Genomic DNA, 17,156 nt, shown 5'->3' with positions numbered 1-17,156 from the left:
TCCTCCGCATGGACCACCGGGACAAGCCCGGTGGTGACGAAGTGCGGTGGATTTTATCAACGACTAGAGCGTGATGCGATAGACGCCGAAGCCGTCGGCATTGGTTTCGCCGGTGGCTTCGATCTTGATGGCTTTCACATCGGCGACGTGCTCGGCAGCCTTGGGACCGGTGGCGAACAGCACGGTGGTGTCGCCGATTGGGGCGAGGGACCAGTTGCTGTCAGCACTTGGGTTGATGGTGCCATTTTCCACGATGAACCGCACGATGATGTCGCGGTTGGTGTCGGGACCCTTGAACACGATCTTGTCGGCATTGATGCCGGGGAAGTTGCCGCCGCCGCCTGCGCGGTAGTTGTTAGTGGCGACGATGAACTTGGCCGCTGGATCGATCGGCTTGCCATCATACATCAGGTCGATGATGCGGCTGGCGTCCGGGTTTGGCTCTTCCTTGCCGTCCGAGGAGAAGCGCGATGGCTGGGTCAGGTCGATCTTGTAGGTGACCCCGTCGATCACGTCATAGTTGTAGGACGGGAAATCGGGATTGATCAGTTCGGCGTCTTTGGCGCCTTTTTCCACCTGATTGAAAATGCCCGCCGCGCGCTCCAGCCAGTTCTTCACATCGGCGCCAGTGATTTCCACGGCCTGGATGGTGTTTGGATAGAGATAGAGGTCGGCCACGTTCTTGATGGCAACAGGGCCGACGGGAACATCGGTGTAGTAATCAGGACCGCCACGACCGCCTGCCTTGAACGGCGCGGCAGCGGAGAGGATGGGCAGGGCTTCCCATTCGGTGCCCTTCATCATCTGCTCGATATACCAGGTCTGGGCCTGGCTGACGATCTGCACGGATGGATCATCGGCTACCAGAGCGAAATAGGAATAGAGCGGGGCCGAGGTTTCACCCACGGCGCGGCGCACATATTGCAGGGTTTCGTCATGGTCGGTCTGGGCGGCGGCGGCCACTTCGGCCTCGTTTTCCACCAGCGGATGCACCTTGCCCTCGACACGCTCGAAAATCGGGCGGGCTTCGGAGGTGTGCGAAGCGATGGTCCACTTGCCGTCGGCATCCTGCTCGAGCAGCAAGTCGATAAGGCCCATATGGCTGCCCCAGAAACCGGCCATGACGGCAGGCTTGCCATTGAGCGTGCCATTGGCAATGTCGGCACCGGCAACGCCATCAAAGTCGGGGCCGGGGAAGACCAGATGCTGGTGGCCGGTGACGACCACGTCGATGCCATCAAGGCCAGCCAGTTGCAGGGAAGCGTTTTCTGCGCCCGTCGTCTGGTCGGCAGCAATGCCAGAATGGGACAGGGCGATGATCAGCTCGGCGCCTTCTTCGCGCATACGGGGAATGTAGGCCGCAGCGGTTTCGACGATGTCGCGGGTGTTGACCTTGCCGGCCAGATTGGCCGCATCCCAGGTCATGATCTGCGGTGGCAGGAAGCCGATCAGGCCGAGCTTGATGGTCTTGGTGGCGCCCGAGCCGTCGGTCAGCTCTTTTTCAACGATCAGATAGGGCTTGATATAGGTGGTGTCGCTCAGCGGATCGGCGGCAAGATCGCCCTTGACCAGATTGGCGGAGACGAAGGGGAATTCAGCGCCGGACAGCGCCTTGTCGAGATAGTCCAGCCCGTAATTGAACTCGTGATTGCCCAGCGTGGCGGCCTCATAACCCAGCGTGTTCATCGCGGCGATGATGGGGTGAACATTGCCGTCGAGGCCCTTTTCGTAGGCGATATAGTCGCCCATCGGGTTGCCCTGGATGATGTCGCCATTGTCGATCAGCATCGAGTTGCCGGCTTCGGCGCGGATGGATTCGATGATCGAGGCGGTACGGGCCAGGCCCATCGTGTCGTTGGGCGCGTCGGCATAATAGTCATAGGCAAAGACGGCGACGTGCAGATCGGTGGTTTCCATGATGCGCAGATGGGCCTGATTGGCCTGCGCCATCGTTGCAAAGGGGTGCATTGCGGCCATGGCGCCCATGCTTGCCGAACCAACGAGGAAAGTGCGTCGCGAAATCTTGGGCAGGAAATTCATGTCTGTCTCCCTGAGATGTTCATTGGGTGAACTTGAGGTCCGGGGGCGCCGCGCTCCCGGATTGCCGCGCGGCAAAAAGCCTGGCGCAGCGCTTGATGCTCCGCAAAGAGGGAGCCAGCACGCTCATGCCGTCCGCAGGTGACGCTGGAATGACGACGGCACAGGAAGGCTAGTGGCGTTTCGCGGGGTGGTCAAATTATGACGGGCCGCCCGCCAAGTGCGATCAACGCGGGAACCGATTGCATTGGCGCGGCTTGTTGCTAATGCTCAGGGCAAGCGGAGAATTGCACAATGAAATGGCGCGGTAGGGAACAGAGCTCCAACATCGAAGATCGTCGCGGGCAACGCAGCGGCGGGCTGGGCGGGGGCCTTGGCGGCAGTCCGTTCGGTCGCGGTGGTGGCGGCATGCGCATGCCCACAGGCGGCGGCGGTTCGCGCGGCGGCATGAGCAGCCTGATCGGCATCGTGGTGGTGCTCGGTATCATCTGGGTGGCCACCGGGCAGAACCCGCTCGACATGCTGATGAACGGAGGCACGACCACGACCTCATCGTCCTCGGCAAGCTCATCCAGCCAGCTTCCGGCATCGGGCTCCCAGGATGACCTGCGCGATTTTGTCGGCGTGGTGATCAAGGAAACTGAAGACCTGTGGGGCGGTGTTTTTGCACAGGAAGGCCAGCGCTACACCCCGCCGAAGGTGGTGCTGTTCACCGATCAGGTCAACACTGCCTGCGGCGCCGCCGATGCGCGCACTGGCCCATTCTACTGCCCGGGCGACCAGAAGGTTTATATCGACCTGAACTTCTACGACCAGCTGCGCACCGAGTTTGGCGCGCCGGGCGATTTCGCGCAGGCCTATGTGCTGGCCCACGAAGTCGGCCACGCCGTGCAGGATCAGACGGGCGTGCTGCCCGAATTCAACCGCCGTCGCGCGGCCATGAGCACTGAACAGGCCAATGCCTATTCCGTGCGCGTGGAGCTACAGGCTGATTGCTATGCCGGCGTCTGGGCCAACTATGCCGGCCAGCAAAACCTGGTTGAAGCGGGTGACTTCGAAGAAGCCCTCAACGCTGCCGATCAGATCGGCGACGACACCCTGCAAAAGCGCATGCAAGGCTTCGCCGTCCCCAAAACCTTCAACCACGGCACCTCGGCCCAACGCAAAACCTGGTTCGAACGCGGCTACAAAACCGGCAATCCCGGCGACTGTGATACGTTCTCGGGGAATGTTTAGGGGCGAACTAGACCCGTTTTGAGGTCGAAATGACTGGACATTGCGCAAAGGAAGGGCGACGCATTGCCCTCCCTTTCGAACCGTCGTTGATGTTCCATGATCCCAAGGCTGCTACATTTTACCTGGAAAACCCAAGACCTGCAGGGCGAGATGCGGGACTATTTCGTCAAATGGCAGCAGCTCCATCCGGGCTGGGATATTCGTCTTTGGACAGACGATAGCATGCGGGCATTTGTTGCTGACTCCCATCCCGATTTCTTGGCGACGTATGACAGTTACCCAAAGATGATTCAGCGCGCGGATGCGTTTCGCTATCTCGTGTTGGACACACTTGGCGGCATCTATGCAGATTTGGATGTTGAGCCGCTGAAGTCAGTAGAACCGCTGCTCAAGCACACAGCATTTATTGGCGTGGAGCCGCTGGAGCATATTACTGAGGATGGCAAGCACCAGGGCGTGCCGTATCTGATTACAAATGCGTTTATGGGCTCGGTCCCAAATCATATTCTGTGGCGTCAGATTATCGCTGAGATGCCGGGACTGGCTGACCAGGAAGTGTTCCACTCCACCGGGCCTTACATGGTCACGGCGATGACACTGAGGCTGGCTAAAGCCGACAGGCCAGTACTGCTTCTGCCTGAGGTTTGGTCCCCTCTGCTATCAAGCGGCTTGCCTGGAAAAAGCGATGCGGCCCTCGCCCCTATGTTGAGTGAGGTAGGCGATGTTATTTCCGCGGGTAGCGGGGCGCTGGTGTCGCATAAGTGGTTTACGACCTGGGTGCCTTGGCACAAGCGTGCCAACCGCTGGAAGTGGGTTTTCCAGATTCCAACTTTGGTCAAATGGTGGGCGCGCCGTCAGATAAACCGTGATCTTGCGAATGTTAAGATTTTTGACCCACTTTTTGCCTACGTCGATCAAGAGCCAAAACTGATCAAAAAGTTTCCGACTATCCACGTCGCCGTGCGAGTGGGGCAGGCTGGTATTGCACCGGGGCTCGTCGCCGCGCTCAAGTCTGGTGACTATCCAGCCGACCGCTTGAGCTTCAGCTTACATGCTGGCTCTGCTCTAAGCATAGCGGAGGATGAGTTTGCTGGTGTCGACGTGTGGCGCGCAGATTACCCAAATCCAGCAGCACGCGATAACGCAATTCTCTCTGCCTATTCGCAAAAAGCGGATCTTATCCTGCTAGTTGATGCTGCACTCAGTGACATCCCTCGGGACGCGCTGCACCGCTTGGTCTCATCTGGACGCCCCGTCGTCAGTGCTAATTTTCTCGATGAAAATGGCAATAACGCGGACCCATCGCTTTTCCGATATGAGAAGGGGGCCCCCTTCAAAATCCTTTACAAGGACGGCGGAAGCTCTGGGGTCGTAAGCCGTAATCCGGTCTATCGCATTTATCTTCGCGATCAGCGCGTCTTTACGGTGTTGCCGCTCGATGGGGTTGGTGAGAGCTTCGTCTTGATCCGCCGCGAAGTGGTTGATGCGGGCGTTCGTTTCGCGGAGACGCCATACAAGCTGCATCTTGGGGCTGAGGCCTTTGGGATCATGGCCCGAGACAAAGGGTTTGAGGTAGCGGGTCTGCCGGGTGTTGTGGTCAGGCGCTCTTAGCTCCTGATTGCATGCGTCTTGGCATTCTTATCGAGACCGCTCTGGCACAGCACCCTTGCCGATGCGGGTTCCCCTAGCTCAACCTTGGTGCCAGCGTTTCGATGTAGAATTGCACGATGTCGCCGGTGCGCTCGAGTGGGTTGAAGGCGGTGGTGCCTTTGGCGGAGAGCATGGTGCCGAGGGTGGTTTCGGAGGCGGCGGCGCCGGTGACGATGTCGGAGAGGACGCCGGCCTGGATGGTGCGGATGGGGTGGTTGGCGCTGTTGGTGCGCGAGGCGGCGAACAGGTGGGCGGAGTCCAGGTTCACCACATCGCAGCCTTCGGCGCGGAAGCCATCAAGCATGGCGTCGCTTTCGCGATAGATGGCGTCGCCGGTGACGGCGCGGACGGGCGTCAGCGATGGCCCGGCGGGCCAGAGGTTCAGGATCAGGTCGCGCAGGCCGGTGTCGGCGGCGACGATTCTGTCCTTGGTGTAGTGCGGCGTCGTGCCATCGGCGGCGCGGGCGGTCTCGACGAGATAGAAGTCGCCCATCACGAGGCCGCGTGTGCCCAGGCCTCCGGCGAGGCCATAGGCCAGAATGTAGTCGATGCCGTAATAGGCCAGCTCTTCAACCGTCGCCGATGAGACCGGGCCGCCATAGACATGGGCGAGCGACAGGAAGCGTCGCCCCTCATGGCTGAGGATGCGCACGCTGTCGGGCGAGACATGGATGAAATGCTGGTCTGTGACGCGCTCGGGATTGTACCGCTCGAGCGCGCTCGGTGGTGGGCAATAGCCCACCAGCGCAATCTTGATATCCCCGAACACTTTGGGTCCAAAGCGTTCGCCGACGAGCACTTCTGGGGTCAGATGAAACTCGCCGGTGCCAGCCATGGTTTAGGCCGCTGCCGAAGGATGCTCAGCCAGCTGCTCCAGGCCCTTCTGGGCGCGGACGTGGTTGAGGAAGCGGGTGAACAGGTAGTGGCTGTCACGTGGGCCTGGGCTGGCTTCGGGGTGGTACTGCACCGAGAAGATCGGCTTGCCGTCAACGCTGAGACCAGCATTGGAGTCGTCGAACAGCGAGATGTGGGTCTCGGTGACGCCTGCGGGCAGGCTTGCCTTGTCCACGGCAAAGCCGTGGTTCATCGAGGTGATTTCGACCTTCCCGGTGGTCAGGTCCTTGACCGGATGGTTGGCGCCGTGGTGGCCCTGATGCATCTTGGACGTGGTGGCGCCGAGCGCCAGGCCCAGCAGCTGGTGGCCAAGGCAGATGCCGAACACTGGCTTGCCGGTTTCCATCAGGGTCTGAATGGTCGGAACGGCATATTTGCCGGTCGCGGCCGGATCGCCAGGGCCATTGGACAGGAAGATGCCGTCTGGATTGTGCGAGAGCACTTCAGCGGCCGTCGCCGTTGCCGGCACGACGGTGACCTTGGCGCCCTGATCGGCGAGGCAGCGCAGGATGTTGCGCTTGGCGCCGTAGTCGATCGCAACGATGTGGAACTCTGGCTTTTCAACCGTGCCATAGCCCTTGTTCCAAACCCAGCCGGTCTGGTCCCAGTGATAGGTCTGGGCGGTGGTGACTTCCTTGGCGAGGTCGAGTCCTTCGAGGCCGGGGAAGGCCTTGAGTTCTGCAAGGATGGATGGCTCGTCGAAATGGCCGTCTTCGGCGTGCGCGATGACGCCATTTGGCATGCCATGCTCGCGGATCTGGGCCGTCAGGGCGCGGGTGTCGATGCCGGTAATGCCGACGATGTTGCGCTTCTTGAGCCAGGCGTCGAGCTTTTCAGCGGCGCGGTAATTGGACGGGTTGGTGATGTCGGCCTTCAGCACGACGCCACGGACGCCGGACAGAGCGGCCATGTTGACCGTCTCGATGTCTTCGTCATTGGTGCCCACATTGCCGATATGGGGGAAGGTGAAGGTGACGATCTGGCCTGCATAGGACGGATCGGTCAGCACTTCCTGATAGCCGGTCATGGCGGTGTTGAAGCACACTTCGCCTGCAGCATGGCCGATGGCGCCAATACCGCGGCCTTCCAGGCGCGTACCATCTGCCAGGATCAGAATTGCGGTCGCGGGGGATTGCTGCCAGCCGGTCACGGTGGGCCTCCAAATTTGGTTTCAGGTGCTCGCGTGGCTAATCCGAAAAAGTTGTAGCAACTTTTCCTGACCACGCTCAGAGTTATGTCGGTTGAGGCTTCCCTTTAGAAGCCAAGGGCCAGCAGCGCAAGTGGCGCAGGCGTCTTATTGCGCCTATATGGTCTCTGAAAAATGCATAGCAAGAGGACCAGACCCATGCGCGAACAGTTCAGCGAAGCGCTCAAAGTGGCGCTAAAGGCCCGTGATACACGCCGCACAGCCACTTTGCGCGCCATCACTGCTGCGATCAAGGACAAGGACATCGCGATCCGTATGGAGAATCGCGGACCTGCGACAAATGAAGAGGTGCTGGCCATCGTGCAGAAGATGGTGAAGCAGCGCGAAGAAAGCTTTGCCATTTATGCACAGGCCGGTCGCGCCGACCTCGCGACGGTGGAAAAGGAAGAGATCGACATTCTCAACGAGTTCCTGCCCAAGGGACTGACCGATGAGGAAGTGGATGCTGCCATTGCGGCGGCTATCGTCTCGAGCGGTGCCGAAGGCGCCAAGGACATGGGCAAGGTGATTGCCCAGCTCAAGGTGGACTATCCGGGCCGGATCGATTTCGGCAAGGCCAGCGGCAAGGTGCGGGCGGCGCTACAGGGTTAGGCTGCGTCGCGCAGGGCCGCCGTCTGAATGCGATTGCGGCCGCTGCGCTTGGCGCCATAGAGGGCGCCATCGGCACGGCTCAGGGTGGAGGGGAACGGTTCCCCTTCGCCCGCCATTGCCACCCCAATGCTGACGGTGGGGCGGAGCACCAGATTGCCGTGGCTCAGGTAGTACTCGCCAAAGCCGGCACGAATTCGCTCGGCAATCATGGCGACGGTCTCGGCCGATTGGCCCGTCATCACCACGCAGAATTCTTCGCCACCGAGTCGGGCTGCCACGTCGTCCTTGCGGGTATTGGCCCGCAGGATATTGGCGAAGTGCTGGATGACGCTGTCGCCAGCGGCGTGGCCGGCCAGGTCATTGATCTGCTTGAAGTGATCGAGATCGAGCATCAGCACGGCGGTGTTCTGGGGCAGGCCATCCTCGCCAAACCGGTCAAACAGCGCGCGACGATTGAGCAGGTTGGTCAGCGGATCGGTCATCGCATCCTGGCGGTGACGCTTGGCGGTGCGAGAGTGATTGAGCGTCAGCGACAAGGCCCCGATGCAGCTTAGGCCGATGATGGACATGATGGAATTGGCGGTTTCGGCCCAATTGTCCGGCGCGCCATAGAGCACCCACTGGCCATTGAACAGCAAAACGGCTGAACAGAGCAGGAAGGATATGCCGGTCAGGGCATAGAGGACTGATGTCGTTGACAGCGCCATCGAATTTTCGCCGCGCACCTGCCAATAGCGCCGCGCGCAGAGCATCATGAAGATGGCGCAGGCCAGATTGAGCACGATGGTGCCGATGCCGGACAGGCCCAGCAGATAGGCGACGGCCATGCCCAATGCAGCGGGGCCCCAGAGCGCAGCGACATGCAGCGGAGCGAATGGCTCGCCGCTGAACTGGCGCGCACCGCCGTAAATGATGGCGATTCCAGTGACCAGCATGAAGTATGAGCTGAACTGATAGAGCGGGACGAAGGGGCCGCCGCGCTGACCCAGAATGATGATGCCAATGACGACCACGGCCATGCCGATGGTCCAGCTGATCAGGTACGAATCCCTGCGAGAGCCTGCCCAGCCGATCAGCATGGCGGCCATCATTGCAATGCTGGAGACGCCAACTGCGACCAGCAGGGAAACATTGTCGAGCAGCATTTCGTCCTTGTGCCTCGCCCGCCGATATCCATGGGTGGAGCCCCATTATTGACTCGGTAGACGCGAACGAAAGGTTACGACGCGGCTATCATAGTGGCGAAATCCCGGAAAAAAGCGTGGCCTTGCCCTTAAGCGGCGGCCAGCTGACGCTCTGACGCGGGGGGCGGCGTGCTGCCGACGCGCTTCTCCCAGACATAGGAGAAGATGGCGATCAGCACGGCCAGAACCAGGGCAAAGGCGCCGATCAGGGGCAATTCCTGATAGCCGTGGCCGTTTTCCAGCATGTAGGCACCCAGGATCGCGCCGATGGCGATGCCGATGTTGAAGCCGGTGGGAATGAGGGCCGATGCCAGGTTTGGCGCGTCGGCTGCCCATGCCAGCACGCGGGACTGCACAGGGGCGCCAAAGGCGAAGTTCACGCCGCCCCAGAACACCACCATGATGGCCATGGGGATGGGGTAGGGGCTGACAAAGTGCAGCAGGGTGAAGGCGATCGCCTGGGTCGCGAGAATCGCGATCAGCGACGGCATCAGCTTCCAGTCGGCCAGACGCCCACCGATGAATACGCCGATGGTTGAGCCCACGCCGTAGAGCAGCAGCACCCATGGCACGATGCCGGCATCAAGCTGGGTCACTTCACGCAGCAGGGGGGCGATATAGGTGAACAGGCTGTACTGCCCGATCATCACCAGAATGACGATGGCAAGGCTGGTGACGATCTGCTGGCGGCCCAGCGCCTTGAATTCGCGGAGGAAGCTGCCGCCGGTGGCGGCCTGTCCGGCCTTGGAGGGCAGGAAGAACGCGGCGATTAGCGTGGCAACCAGACCAAGGGCGCCAACGGCCCAGAACGTGGCGCGCCAGCCAAAGGCATTGCCGATGGCGGTGCCGCCGGGCACGCCCAGAATATTGGAGACGGTCAGACCCGACAGGATCAGCGCCACGGCAAAGCCGCGCTTGTCTTCGGGCACCAGATTGACCGCAACGATGGCCGCAATGCCGAAATAGGTGCCGTGGACAACAGCGACGAGCACGCGCGCGACCATCAGCAGTTCGAAATTGGGCGCCAGTGCGCAGAGCGCCTGACCGACGGTGAACACAGCACCCAGCACCAGAATGAGCGTCTTGCGCGACATCTTCTTGGTCGCCACGGCCAGCAGCGGGCCACCGATGGCGATGCCAATGGCATAGCCGGTGATCAGAAAGCCAGCGACGGGGATGGTGACGCCAAGGCCCAGAGCAACCTCGGGCAACACGCCGGCAATAACAAACTCAGCCGTGCCAAAAGCAAAGGCGGCAAGGAACAGGGCGAACAGGGGTAGTGACATGACTATATCCGCCGCAGCGGGCCTCGATTGAGCTGGGCTTAAGACCACAGCTGGCTGCCACGGGCAATCCACGAAATGACGGTGCCGCTTTAGATTTTGTCGAACTGTGAGGACAGCTCAAAAATGCTGCGCTAAGCTTTCTTCGGGGACTCAAGCGGCCCATGCCGCTCAACATGAAGGGAATTGCGATGGCAGTGTCTGCAGAAACCAAACGCCGGTTTGCTCTGGCGACCGCAATACGTGGCGTTTTCATGCTGCTGGCGGGGCTCTATGCCCTGATCTGGCCAGCCGAAGCGCTGACCATTCTGGTGCTGGCAGGCGGTATCCTGCTTGTTATCGACGGTGCCCTTGGGCTCTGGAGCCTGACCTTTGGCGGCGGCAAGAGCGGCAATTACTGGTTTGACGTCGTTTCCAACGCCCTCTCGCTGATCCTGGGTATTCTGATCCTGATCAGCCCGTTCCTCGCCACCATCTTCACCGTCAGCTTCATCGCGACGTTGGTGGGTATTGCGGCGCTGATCGTTGGCGTGATGCAGATCGTGGTGATCACGCGTGAGCGCGAGAATTATGCGCGCATCTGGCCAGTGGTGCTGTCGGGCATTTCCTACATCCTGCTCGGTCTGGTCTTCCTGTTCTTCCCGCTGCTCAGCGCGTCGATTGCGGTGATGATTGGCGGCATTTTGCTGGTTGTGTTCTCGTTCGGCCTGTTTGGCTGGGCTTGGCGCCTTTATCAGCGCAGCAAGGTCGCCTGATTTTCGGACTTGGCGCGGGCCTGATCGGCCTGCGTCTTGCGCTGCAGCTCGGCGTTAATCGTAGCGCCGAGCACCACAATGAGTGCTGAATTGTACATCCAGAGCAGCAGGACGATGGCGGTGGTCAGGGAGCCGAAGGTGGCCTCGAACTGGCCCAGCTGCTCGACATAGAATGAGAACAGGGCGCAGGCGATCAGCCAGAGCACGGTGGCGATGATTGCGCCGGGCCATATCCAGCGGGCCCTTTTGGCACGACGATCGGGCGCAAAGCGATAAAAAGCGGCGATCACCAGCACACCAAACACCAGCAGAAGCGGCCAGCGCAGCCAGAGCAGCAGCGTTTCGCCGGAGCCCAGCCAGGGCAGCGTGGCGAAATAGGCGGGAATCACCGCGACCAGTGTCAGCACGGCGATCAGGCAGAGGCCCGCCACCATAGTCACCAGAATGGAAATGGCGATGGTGGCTACAAAACCGCGTTTGTCCGGCTCGGCATGGGTGCGCGAGGTGGCATACATCAGCGCCGCAACGCCGCGCGAACCGCTCCAGACGGCAATGACCAGCGACAGCACCAGACCAGCGCCCAGCCCCCCGCGTGGCTGCTCAAGCAGGGTCGTGAGCTGAGAGGCCAGGGTCTGTCGCACCACTTCGGGGATCAGACCTTCAACGCGATCAATCATGTCGGCGAGAAAGGTTGGTTTGGCGATCAAGCCAAACAGCAGAACCGCGCTGGCAAAGGCTGGCAGGAGCGACAGGAAGCCGAAATAGGCCACCCCCGCGCAACGCATGGCCGTGTCCATCTGCGTCATGGATTTTGCGGTGCGCCACAACACCTTGGGCCAGCGACGCTCGCGAAATGGGATGGAAGGGGTGGGCTCGGCAGCGGCGGTTTTGTCGGTCATGTTTCCTCAACGCCGGACCCTCGCCTGAGTTGCGCAGAGGGTGCTGTGGAAAAGTCGGCGGCCCGTGACTTCGCACGAGCGAGCGCCTATCTAAGGCTCATGCGCTTTTCCGATCAGTTCCTGGATGAGATCCGTCAGCGCCTGCCGATAACGCAGGTGGTGGGCGAACACGTGCTTTGGGACAAGCGCAAGAGCCAGCCCGCTAAGGGCGATATGTGGGCGTGCTGCCCGTTCCATGGCGAAAAAAGCCCGAGTTTCCATGCCGATGACCGGCGCGGTATCTACCACTGCTTCGGTTGTGGCGTGTCGGGCGATCACTTCCGGTTTCTGACCGAGAAGGCAGGGATGAGCTTTCCCGAAGCCGTCGAAAAGCTTGCGGGCATGGCTGGCGTGCCAATGCCGGCGCGCGACGAGCGGCAGGAAAAGCGCGAGGCTGAACGCAAGAGCCTGATCGACGTGATGGAGCTGGCGACGAAGTATTTCGAGGCCGCTCTCGTCCACAATATCGGAGCGCGGGCACGCGGCTATCTGTTCGAGCGCGGTGTTTCGGCGCAGAGCCAGACGCGGTTCCGCATCGGCTTTGCGCCCGACAGCCGCAATGGGCTGAAGGAGCATCTGGCGCAGAACGGGGTTTCGGCGCAGGACATGATTGATACGGGTCTGGTGGCCAGCCGCGATGGCGATGCGCTGACCTATGACCGGTTCCGCAATCGCGTGATGTTCCCGATCATGGATTTCCGCGGGCGGGTGATCGCCTTTGGCGGTCGTGCCCTGTCGGCCGACGTTCCGGCCAAATATCTGAACTCGCCCGAGACCGAACTCTTTCACAAGCGGCAGACGCTCTATAACGGCCAGACGGCGCGGCAGGCGACGCGCGATGGCGGCACGCTGATCGTGGTGGAAGGCTATCTGGACGTGATCGCGGCGGTGTCAGCGGGCTTTGAAGGTACTGTTGCGCCGCTGGGTACGGCGCTCACCGAAGAGCATTTGCAGCTGCTGTGGCGCATGAGCGATACGCCCGTGCTGTGTTTTGACGGCGACAAGGCGGGGCTGAAAGCGGCTGAGCGGGCTGCTGACATTGTCATGCCTCACCTCAAGCCGGGCCAGACCGTCAAGATCGCCACATTGCCGGAAGGGCAGGACCCGGACGATCTGATCAAGGCGCATGGCCGTGGGGCCTTTGCTGACGTGATCGATCGGGCGCGGAGCCTGTCCGATGTGATCTGGAGCATGGAAACGGGTGGGCTGGTGCCCGAGACGCCCGAAGCCCGCGCGGCTTTGCAGGCGCGGTTGCGCGAGCGGGCCAACGGGATTCAGGATTCCTCGGTGCGCTTTCACTACGCGCAGGCGTTTGACGAAAAGCTCAAGGCTTTCCTCGCGCCGATGCGGCAGAACCGGTTCGAGCCGCGCGGTGGCCAGCAGCGTTATGGCCAGAGCGGCGCTTATGGCTATCCGGGGCGGGGGACGCCCAAGCTGGTCGTCTCCGATACGCTGCGCAATTCGCGTCTGATGAAGCCGGGTTCGATGGCTGATGCGACGCCGCGCGAGGCGACGATCATTCTGAGCCTGATCAATCACCCGGCCCTGGTCGACGAGAATTTCGAGGTTCTGGCGGCGCTGGACTTTGAAACCGGCACGGCGCGGACGGTGCTGGGCGAGATTTTGAGCCTCGTGGTCAAGCATCACGATATTTCGGGCGATGATTTGCGGGCGGCACTTGGAGCGCGCGGGCATGGGGCATCAATCGCCCATATGGCCCTGAGTTTGGCCCGTCAGGGCGTGTGGCAGACCGACGCGGCGATTGCCGAACCGGACGCTCAGATCGGATTGAGTCATGCGCTGGCCTTGCATAACAAGAAAGTTCAGCTAAATAAGGAACTCAAAGCAGCCGAAGCGGCGCTGGGCGAAGACCCAAGCGAAGAAACCTTTGAAAGGCTGCGGGACATCAAGAACCAGATTACCACTGTCGATGGCACTGAGGCATTGATCGAAGGATTTGGTTCGCTATCGGGACGCGCGACACGCAGTCTTTAGAGGTGACTCTGGAGACCGGCGAGTACGCGCGATTTTGTGTATGGCAATATGCGGCGCTCCGCATATTTTCTGCAGATAGTTACCGAAGTGAACCAGGTGACAGGCGCGAACGTTAACGCCTCGGTTACCAAACCTTTACCTTGCCTTGAGATGTCACCACTTAAGCCTTTTACCGAAGCCCGAGCGCTGACGGGTTTCGACGGAGTACCAGATGGCCACCAAGGCAGCTACCAAGACCACTAAGGATAACGAGAAGCCGGAAGCCGGCGCCCCCGAGGCGACGAACGACTCCCCGTTACTTGACGTAAATGATGCCGCGGTCAAAAAACTCATCAAAGTCGCCAAGAAACGCGGCTATGTGACCTATGAGGAATTGAACGCGGTTATGCCGTCGGACGAAGTGTCGTCCGAACAGATCGAAGATTTCATGTCCATGTTCTCGGACATGGGCATCAATGTCGTCGATGAAGACGAGGTCGAAGAGACCGAAGTCGAAAAAGACGAAGAAGATCAGGGCCAGGAAGTCGCCACTTCCTCGTCCAGCACGGCTGTTTCCACCACCTCGAATACCAAGGCCGGTTCTGACCGTACCGATGACCCGGTGCGCATGTATCTGCGCGAAATGGGTTCGGTCGAGCTGCTGAGCCGCGAGGGCGAAATCGCCATCGCCAAGCGCATCGAGGCCGGTCGCGAGACCATGATCGAAGGCCTGTGCGAATCGCCACTGACCTTCCAGGCCATCATCATCTGGCGTGACCAGCTCGCGCAGGCCGAAATTCTGCTGCGTGACATTATCGATCTGGAAGCGACCTATGCTGGCCCCGACGCCAAGCAGGCAGCGCCCGACATGTCGCAGGCCTATCAGGCTCAGGTTCGTCCCGAGCCAGGTGCCGCCGAAAAGGCCAAGCCAGCACCAGCCAAGAAGGCTTCTTCGGGCGACAGCGATGACGACTACGTGCCCGACGAGCCACAGGCTCCGCAGGACCCGGCGCCCGATGACGATGATGATGAGTTCGAAAACGCCCTGTCGCTGTCGGCGATGGAAGCCGAGCTCAAGCCACAGGTCGTTGAGACGTTCGATCGTATCGCCAATGCCTATGGGCAGATGCGCGAGATTCAGGATCGCCACGCCGAAGACCGCAGCGCGACTGTGTCTGATGCCGACCGCAAGAAGATCGAAGCGTTCCGCGCCGAAGTGATTGCCGACGTGAAGTCGCTGTCGCTCAATGCCGGCCGTATCGAGAACCTCGTCGAGCAGCTTTACGACATCAACAAGCGTCTGGTGAAGCTGGAAGGGCGCCTGCTGCGTCTGGCTGAAAGCTATGGCGTCAAGCGCGAGAAGTTCCTCGAAAGCTATTACGGCCGCGAAGTCGATCCGACCTGGGAAGCCTCGCTCGAAACCTTTGAAGGCAAGGGCTGGAGCGAATTTGCCAAGCGCGAAGTCGACACCATTCACGATATCCGCGGTGATGTGGCAACGCTTGCTGCTGAAGCTGGCCTCAATATCGGCGAGTATCGCCGCATCGTGCACAAGGTTCAGAAGGGTGAGCGCGAAGCTGCAATCGCCAAGAAGGAAATGGTGGAAGCCAACCTTCGCCTCGTGATCTCGATCGCCAAGAAGTACACCAACCGCGGCCTGCAGTTCCTCGATCTGATCCAGGAAGGCAATATCGGCCTGATGAAGGCCGTCGATAAGTTCGAATATCGCCGCGGTTACAAGTTCTCGACCTATGCGACCTGGTGGATCCGTCAGGCGATCACCCGTTCGATCGCCGATCAGGCGCGTACCATCCGTATTCCGGTGCACATGATCGAAACGATCAACAAGATCGTTCGGACCAGCCGCCAGATGCTGCACGAAATCGGTCGCGAGCCGACCCCTGAGGAACTCAGCGAAAAGCTGCAGATGCCTTTGGACAAGGTCCGCAAGGTGCTCAAGATTGCCAAGGAGCCGATCTCTCTCGAAACGCCAATCGGCGACGAAGAAGACAGCAACCTGGGCGATTTCATCCAGGACGTGAACGCGATCCAGCCGATCGACGCCGCGATCCAGTCGAACCTGCGTGAAACCACGACCCGCGTGCTGGCGTCGCTGACGCCACGCGAGGAACGCGTGCTGCGCATGCGCTTTGGTATCGGCATGAACACCGACCATACGCTCGAAGAAGTCGGCCAGCAGTTCTCGGTGACCCGCGAACGTATCCGTCAGATCGAGGCCAAGGCCCTGCGCAAGCTGAAGCATCCGAGCAGGAGCCGGAAGCTGCGCAGCTTCCTGGACAACTAAAACACACCGACATCACCCGGCTTGTCCGGGTGATCCATTTCTGGCCATGGTTATTCTGTGGATCGGATCGATCAACTTGCGAATTGATGGAGGAATGACGTGACTACTCCTTCAGTTCGCCTCAAGGTTACCAGCATCAGGGCCATCGTGCCGTTCAAGCTGGTGGTGACGTTTTCCGATGGGACGTCTGGCACATTCGATGCCAGTCCGATGATCGGGGAGCGCGGCGAGGGGACTGAGCCGTTGCGCGACCGGCGCTTCTTTGGCACGGTCCAATTGGCCAACGGCGTGCCGACCTGGCCGAACCACTTCGATATCTCGCCGCTTTGGCTGCGCGAGGAAATGGAAAAGCGCGGCGAGCTGATTGTGCCGCTGCCGGTCCGCCACAGGCGCTGACCGACACGAGAGGAGAGACGCCATGTCGTTTTGGAAGAGCCTGTTCGGTGGTGGTGCCGCGAGCACGGAGCCTGCTGGCGACAAGGTGCTTGGCGAGGAGGGCTATAAAGGCTTCCTCATCAAGGCAGTTGAAATGAAAGCTGGCAGCGAACTGCAACTGGCTGGCACCATCGAAAAAGAAGTTGGCGGCGAACTCAAGACGTATCGTTTTGTCCGCGCCGACCGCATGACATCTCGCGATGACCTGACTGCGATCGCCCTGTCCAAGGGCCGCCAGATCATCGATGAGCAGGGCGAAGCGATCTTTCGCTAGCCTTTAGACCCAACATTTCAGGCAAGTTGCCAGCACCAGCGGACCAACAGGGTCGCCGGGCTGGCTTGTCGCACAGGAGTAAAGACCATGGCAAGAAAGCCAACCGCCCGCAGCGAATTCGTGATGTTTGACGTCGTCTATGAGGACGGCAGCCAGCGTTCCAACCGCAAGGTCGATGCCGACCTGCTCGGTGGCCTGGATGGCGATGAGCCAGCCCGCGCCGCCATCATGGAACAGGACCGCGCCATTTCTGAAAAGTCCGGCCTGCCGCCACTGAACATCAAGACGATCAAGCGCTCGGGCAAGTAAGCCTCTCATTAGACTGATCGATATCTGCAACAAATCTGGTGCCGTGGCGTTGAAGCCACGGTGGCCGCTTTCCGACCATCACAA

The 17,156-nt window shown here is 60.5% G+C and carries 15 protein-coding genes; 9 read left to right on the top strand and 6 right to left on the bottom strand.

The features are described 5' to 3' along the window. Positions 1-63: 63 nt before the first annotated feature. Positions 64-2,040 carry a bifunctional 2',3'-cyclic-nucleotide 2'-phosphodiesterase/3'-nucleotidase gene (locus WH87_RS12455; RefSeq protein WP_046137455.1) on the bottom strand — a complete coding sequence of 659 codons (1,977 nt, stop codon included), beginning with the start codon at positions 2,038-2,040 and terminating at the stop codon, positions 64-66. A gap of 291 nt (positions 2,041-2,331) precedes the next feature. Between WH87_RS12455 and ypfJ the strand changes: the two genes are divergently transcribed. Both ypfJ and WH87_RS19080 read left to right on the top strand, forming a co-directional pair. Beyond that, on the top strand, positions 2,332-3,273 hold the full coding sequence (gene ypfJ, locus WH87_RS12450) for a KPN_02809 family neutral zinc metallopeptidase (RefSeq protein ID WP_046137456.1): 942 nt from the start codon (positions 2,332-2,334) through the stop codon (positions 3,271-3,273). 96 nt (positions 3,274-3,369) lie between these two features. Then, positions 3,370-4,884 (top strand): glycosyltransferase family 32 protein, encoded by a 1,515-nt coding sequence (locus WH87_RS19080; protein WP_052726176.1) that lies wholly within the window; start codon positions 3,370-3,372, stop codon positions 4,882-4,884. Between the two features lie 73 nt (positions 4,885-4,957). On the opposite strand, the gene WH87_RS12440 is transcribed toward WH87_RS19080, so the two are convergent. Both WH87_RS12440 and carA read right to left on the bottom strand, forming a co-directional pair. Next, complete coding sequence (locus tag WH87_RS12440) at positions 4,958-5,758, bottom strand: phosphorylase family protein (protein WP_046137457.1); 801 nt, start codon at positions 5,756-5,758, stop codon at positions 4,958-4,960. Positions 5,759-5,761: 3 nt separating this feature from the next. Further along, positions 5,762-6,967 (bottom strand): glutamine-hydrolyzing carbamoyl-phosphate synthase small subunit, encoded by a 1,206-nt coding sequence (carA, locus tag WH87_RS12435; protein WP_082092671.1) that lies wholly within the window; start codon positions 6,965-6,967, stop codon positions 5,762-5,764. A 195-nt stretch (positions 6,968-7,162) separates the two neighbouring features. Between carA and WH87_RS12430 the strand changes: the two genes are divergently transcribed. After that, complete coding sequence (locus WH87_RS12430) at positions 7,163-7,615, top strand: GatB/YqeY domain-containing protein (protein ID WP_046137459.1); 453 nt, start codon at positions 7,163-7,165, stop codon at positions 7,613-7,615. Here the strand turns inward: WH87_RS12430 and WH87_RS12425 are convergent. Beyond that, positions 7,612-8,760, bottom strand: coding sequence for a GGDEF domain-containing protein (locus tag WH87_RS12425; protein ID WP_046137460.1), 1,149 nt, complete (start codon positions 8,758-8,760; stop codon positions 7,612-7,614). The genes WH87_RS12430 and WH87_RS12425 overlap by 4 nt on opposite strands. A 128-nt stretch (positions 8,761-8,888) precedes the next feature. Continuing rightward, on the bottom strand, positions 8,889-10,085 hold the full coding sequence (locus tag WH87_RS12420; protein ID WP_046137461.1) for an MFS transporter: 1,197 nt from the start codon (positions 10,083-10,085) through the stop codon (positions 8,889-8,891). Positions 10,086-10,273: 188 nt separating this feature from the next. Here WH87_RS12420 and WH87_RS12415 point away from each other — a divergent pair, with 188 nt between their 5' ends. Further along, positions 10,274-10,837 (top strand): HdeD family acid-resistance protein, encoded by a 564-nt coding sequence (locus WH87_RS12415; protein ID WP_197410804.1) that lies wholly within the window; start codon positions 10,274-10,276, stop codon positions 10,835-10,837. On the opposite strand, the gene WH87_RS12410 is transcribed toward WH87_RS12415, so the two are convergent. Further along, positions 10,816-11,736, bottom strand: coding sequence for a YihY/virulence factor BrkB family protein (locus WH87_RS12410; RefSeq protein WP_052726178.1), 921 nt, complete (start codon positions 11,734-11,736; stop codon positions 10,816-10,818). The genes WH87_RS12415 and WH87_RS12410 overlap by 22 nt on opposite strands. Positions 11,737-11,835: 99 nt before the next feature. Between WH87_RS12410 and dnaG the strand changes: the two genes are divergently transcribed. The 5 genes from dnaG (at position 11,836) to WH87_RS12385 (ending at position 17,072) form a co-directional block, all read left to right on the top strand. Further along, complete coding sequence (gene dnaG / locus WH87_RS12405; protein WP_046137462.1) at positions 11,836-13,770, top strand: DNA primase; 1,935 nt, start codon at positions 11,836-11,838, stop codon at positions 13,768-13,770. A 211-nt stretch (positions 13,771-13,981) separates the two neighbouring features. Next, positions 13,982-16,054 carry an RNA polymerase sigma factor RpoD gene (gene rpoD / locus WH87_RS12400; protein WP_046137463.1) on the top strand — a complete coding sequence of 691 codons (2,073 nt, stop codon included), beginning with the start codon at positions 13,982-13,984 and terminating at the stop codon, positions 16,052-16,054. Positions 16,055-16,153: 99 nt separating this feature from the next. Beyond that, entirely contained in the window at positions 16,154-16,450 is a 297-nt protein-coding gene (locus tag WH87_RS12395; protein ID WP_046137464.1) for a DUF2442 domain-containing protein, read from the top strand. Positions 16,451-16,472: 22 nt separating this feature from the next. Beyond that, on the top strand, positions 16,473-16,763 hold the full coding sequence (locus tag WH87_RS12390; RefSeq protein WP_046137465.1) for an HlyU family transcriptional regulator: 291 nt from the start codon (positions 16,473-16,475) through the stop codon (positions 16,761-16,763). Positions 16,764-16,850: 87 nt separating this feature from the next. After that, positions 16,851-17,072, top strand: a complete 222-nt coding sequence (locus WH87_RS12385) for a hypothetical protein (protein WP_046137466.1) — start codon at positions 16,851-16,853, stop codon at positions 17,070-17,072. Positions 17,073-17,156 lie beyond the last annotated feature (84 nt).

Source organism: Devosia epidermidihirudinis (assembly GCF_000971295.1).
GTDB classification, from domain to species: Bacteria; Pseudomonadota; Alphaproteobacteria; order Rhizobiales; family Devosiaceae; genus Devosia; species Devosia epidermidihirudinis.
This window is presented reverse-complemented; position numbering and strand designations above follow the sequence as displayed.

Excerpts from the sequence above, each read along its gene's own strand:
- WH87_RS12455 (WP_046137455.1), bottom strand. The coding sequence starts at position 2,040 with ATGAATTTCCTGCCCAAGATTTCGCGACGCACTTTCCTCGTTGGTTCG.
- ypfJ (WP_046137456.1), top strand. The coding sequence starts at position 2,332 with ATGAAATGGCGCGGTAGGGAACAGAGCTCCAACATCGAAGATCGTCGC.
- WH87_RS19080 (WP_052726176.1), top strand. The coding sequence starts at position 3,370 with ATGATCCCAAGGCTGCTACATTTTACCTGGAAAACCCAAGACCTGCAG.
- WH87_RS12440 (WP_046137457.1), bottom strand. The coding sequence starts at position 5,758 with ATGGCTGGCACCGGCGAGTTTCATCTGACCCCAGAAGTGCTCGTCGGC.
- WH87_RS12430 (WP_046137459.1), top strand. The coding sequence starts at position 7,163 with ATGCGCGAACAGTTCAGCGAAGCGCTCAAAGTGGCGCTAAAGGCCCGT.
- WH87_RS12425 (WP_046137460.1), bottom strand. The coding sequence starts at position 8,760 with ATGCTGCTCGACAATGTTTCCCTGCTGGTCGCAGTTGGCGTCTCCAGC.
- WH87_RS12420 (WP_046137461.1), bottom strand. The coding sequence starts at position 10,085 with ATGTCACTACCCCTGTTCGCCCTGTTCCTTGCCGCCTTTGCTTTTGGC.
- WH87_RS12415 (WP_197410804.1), top strand. The coding sequence starts at position 10,274 with ATGGCAGTGTCTGCAGAAACCAAACGCCGGTTTGCTCTGGCGACCGCA.
- WH87_RS12410 (WP_052726178.1), bottom strand. The coding sequence starts at position 11,736 with ATGACCGACAAAACCGCCGCTGCCGAGCCCACCCCTTCCATCCCATTT.
- dnaG (WP_046137462.1), top strand. The coding sequence starts at position 11,836 with ATGCGCTTTTCCGATCAGTTCCTGGATGAGATCCGTCAGCGCCTGCCG.
- rpoD (WP_046137463.1), top strand. The coding sequence starts at position 13,982 with ATGGCCACCAAGGCAGCTACCAAGACCACTAAGGATAACGAGAAGCCG.
- WH87_RS12390 (WP_046137465.1), top strand. The coding sequence starts at position 16,473 with ATGTCGTTTTGGAAGAGCCTGTTCGGTGGTGGTGCCGCGAGCACGGAG.
- WH87_RS12385 (WP_046137466.1), top strand. The coding sequence starts at position 16,851 with ATGGCAAGAAAGCCAACCGCCCGCAGCGAATTCGTGATGTTTGACGTC.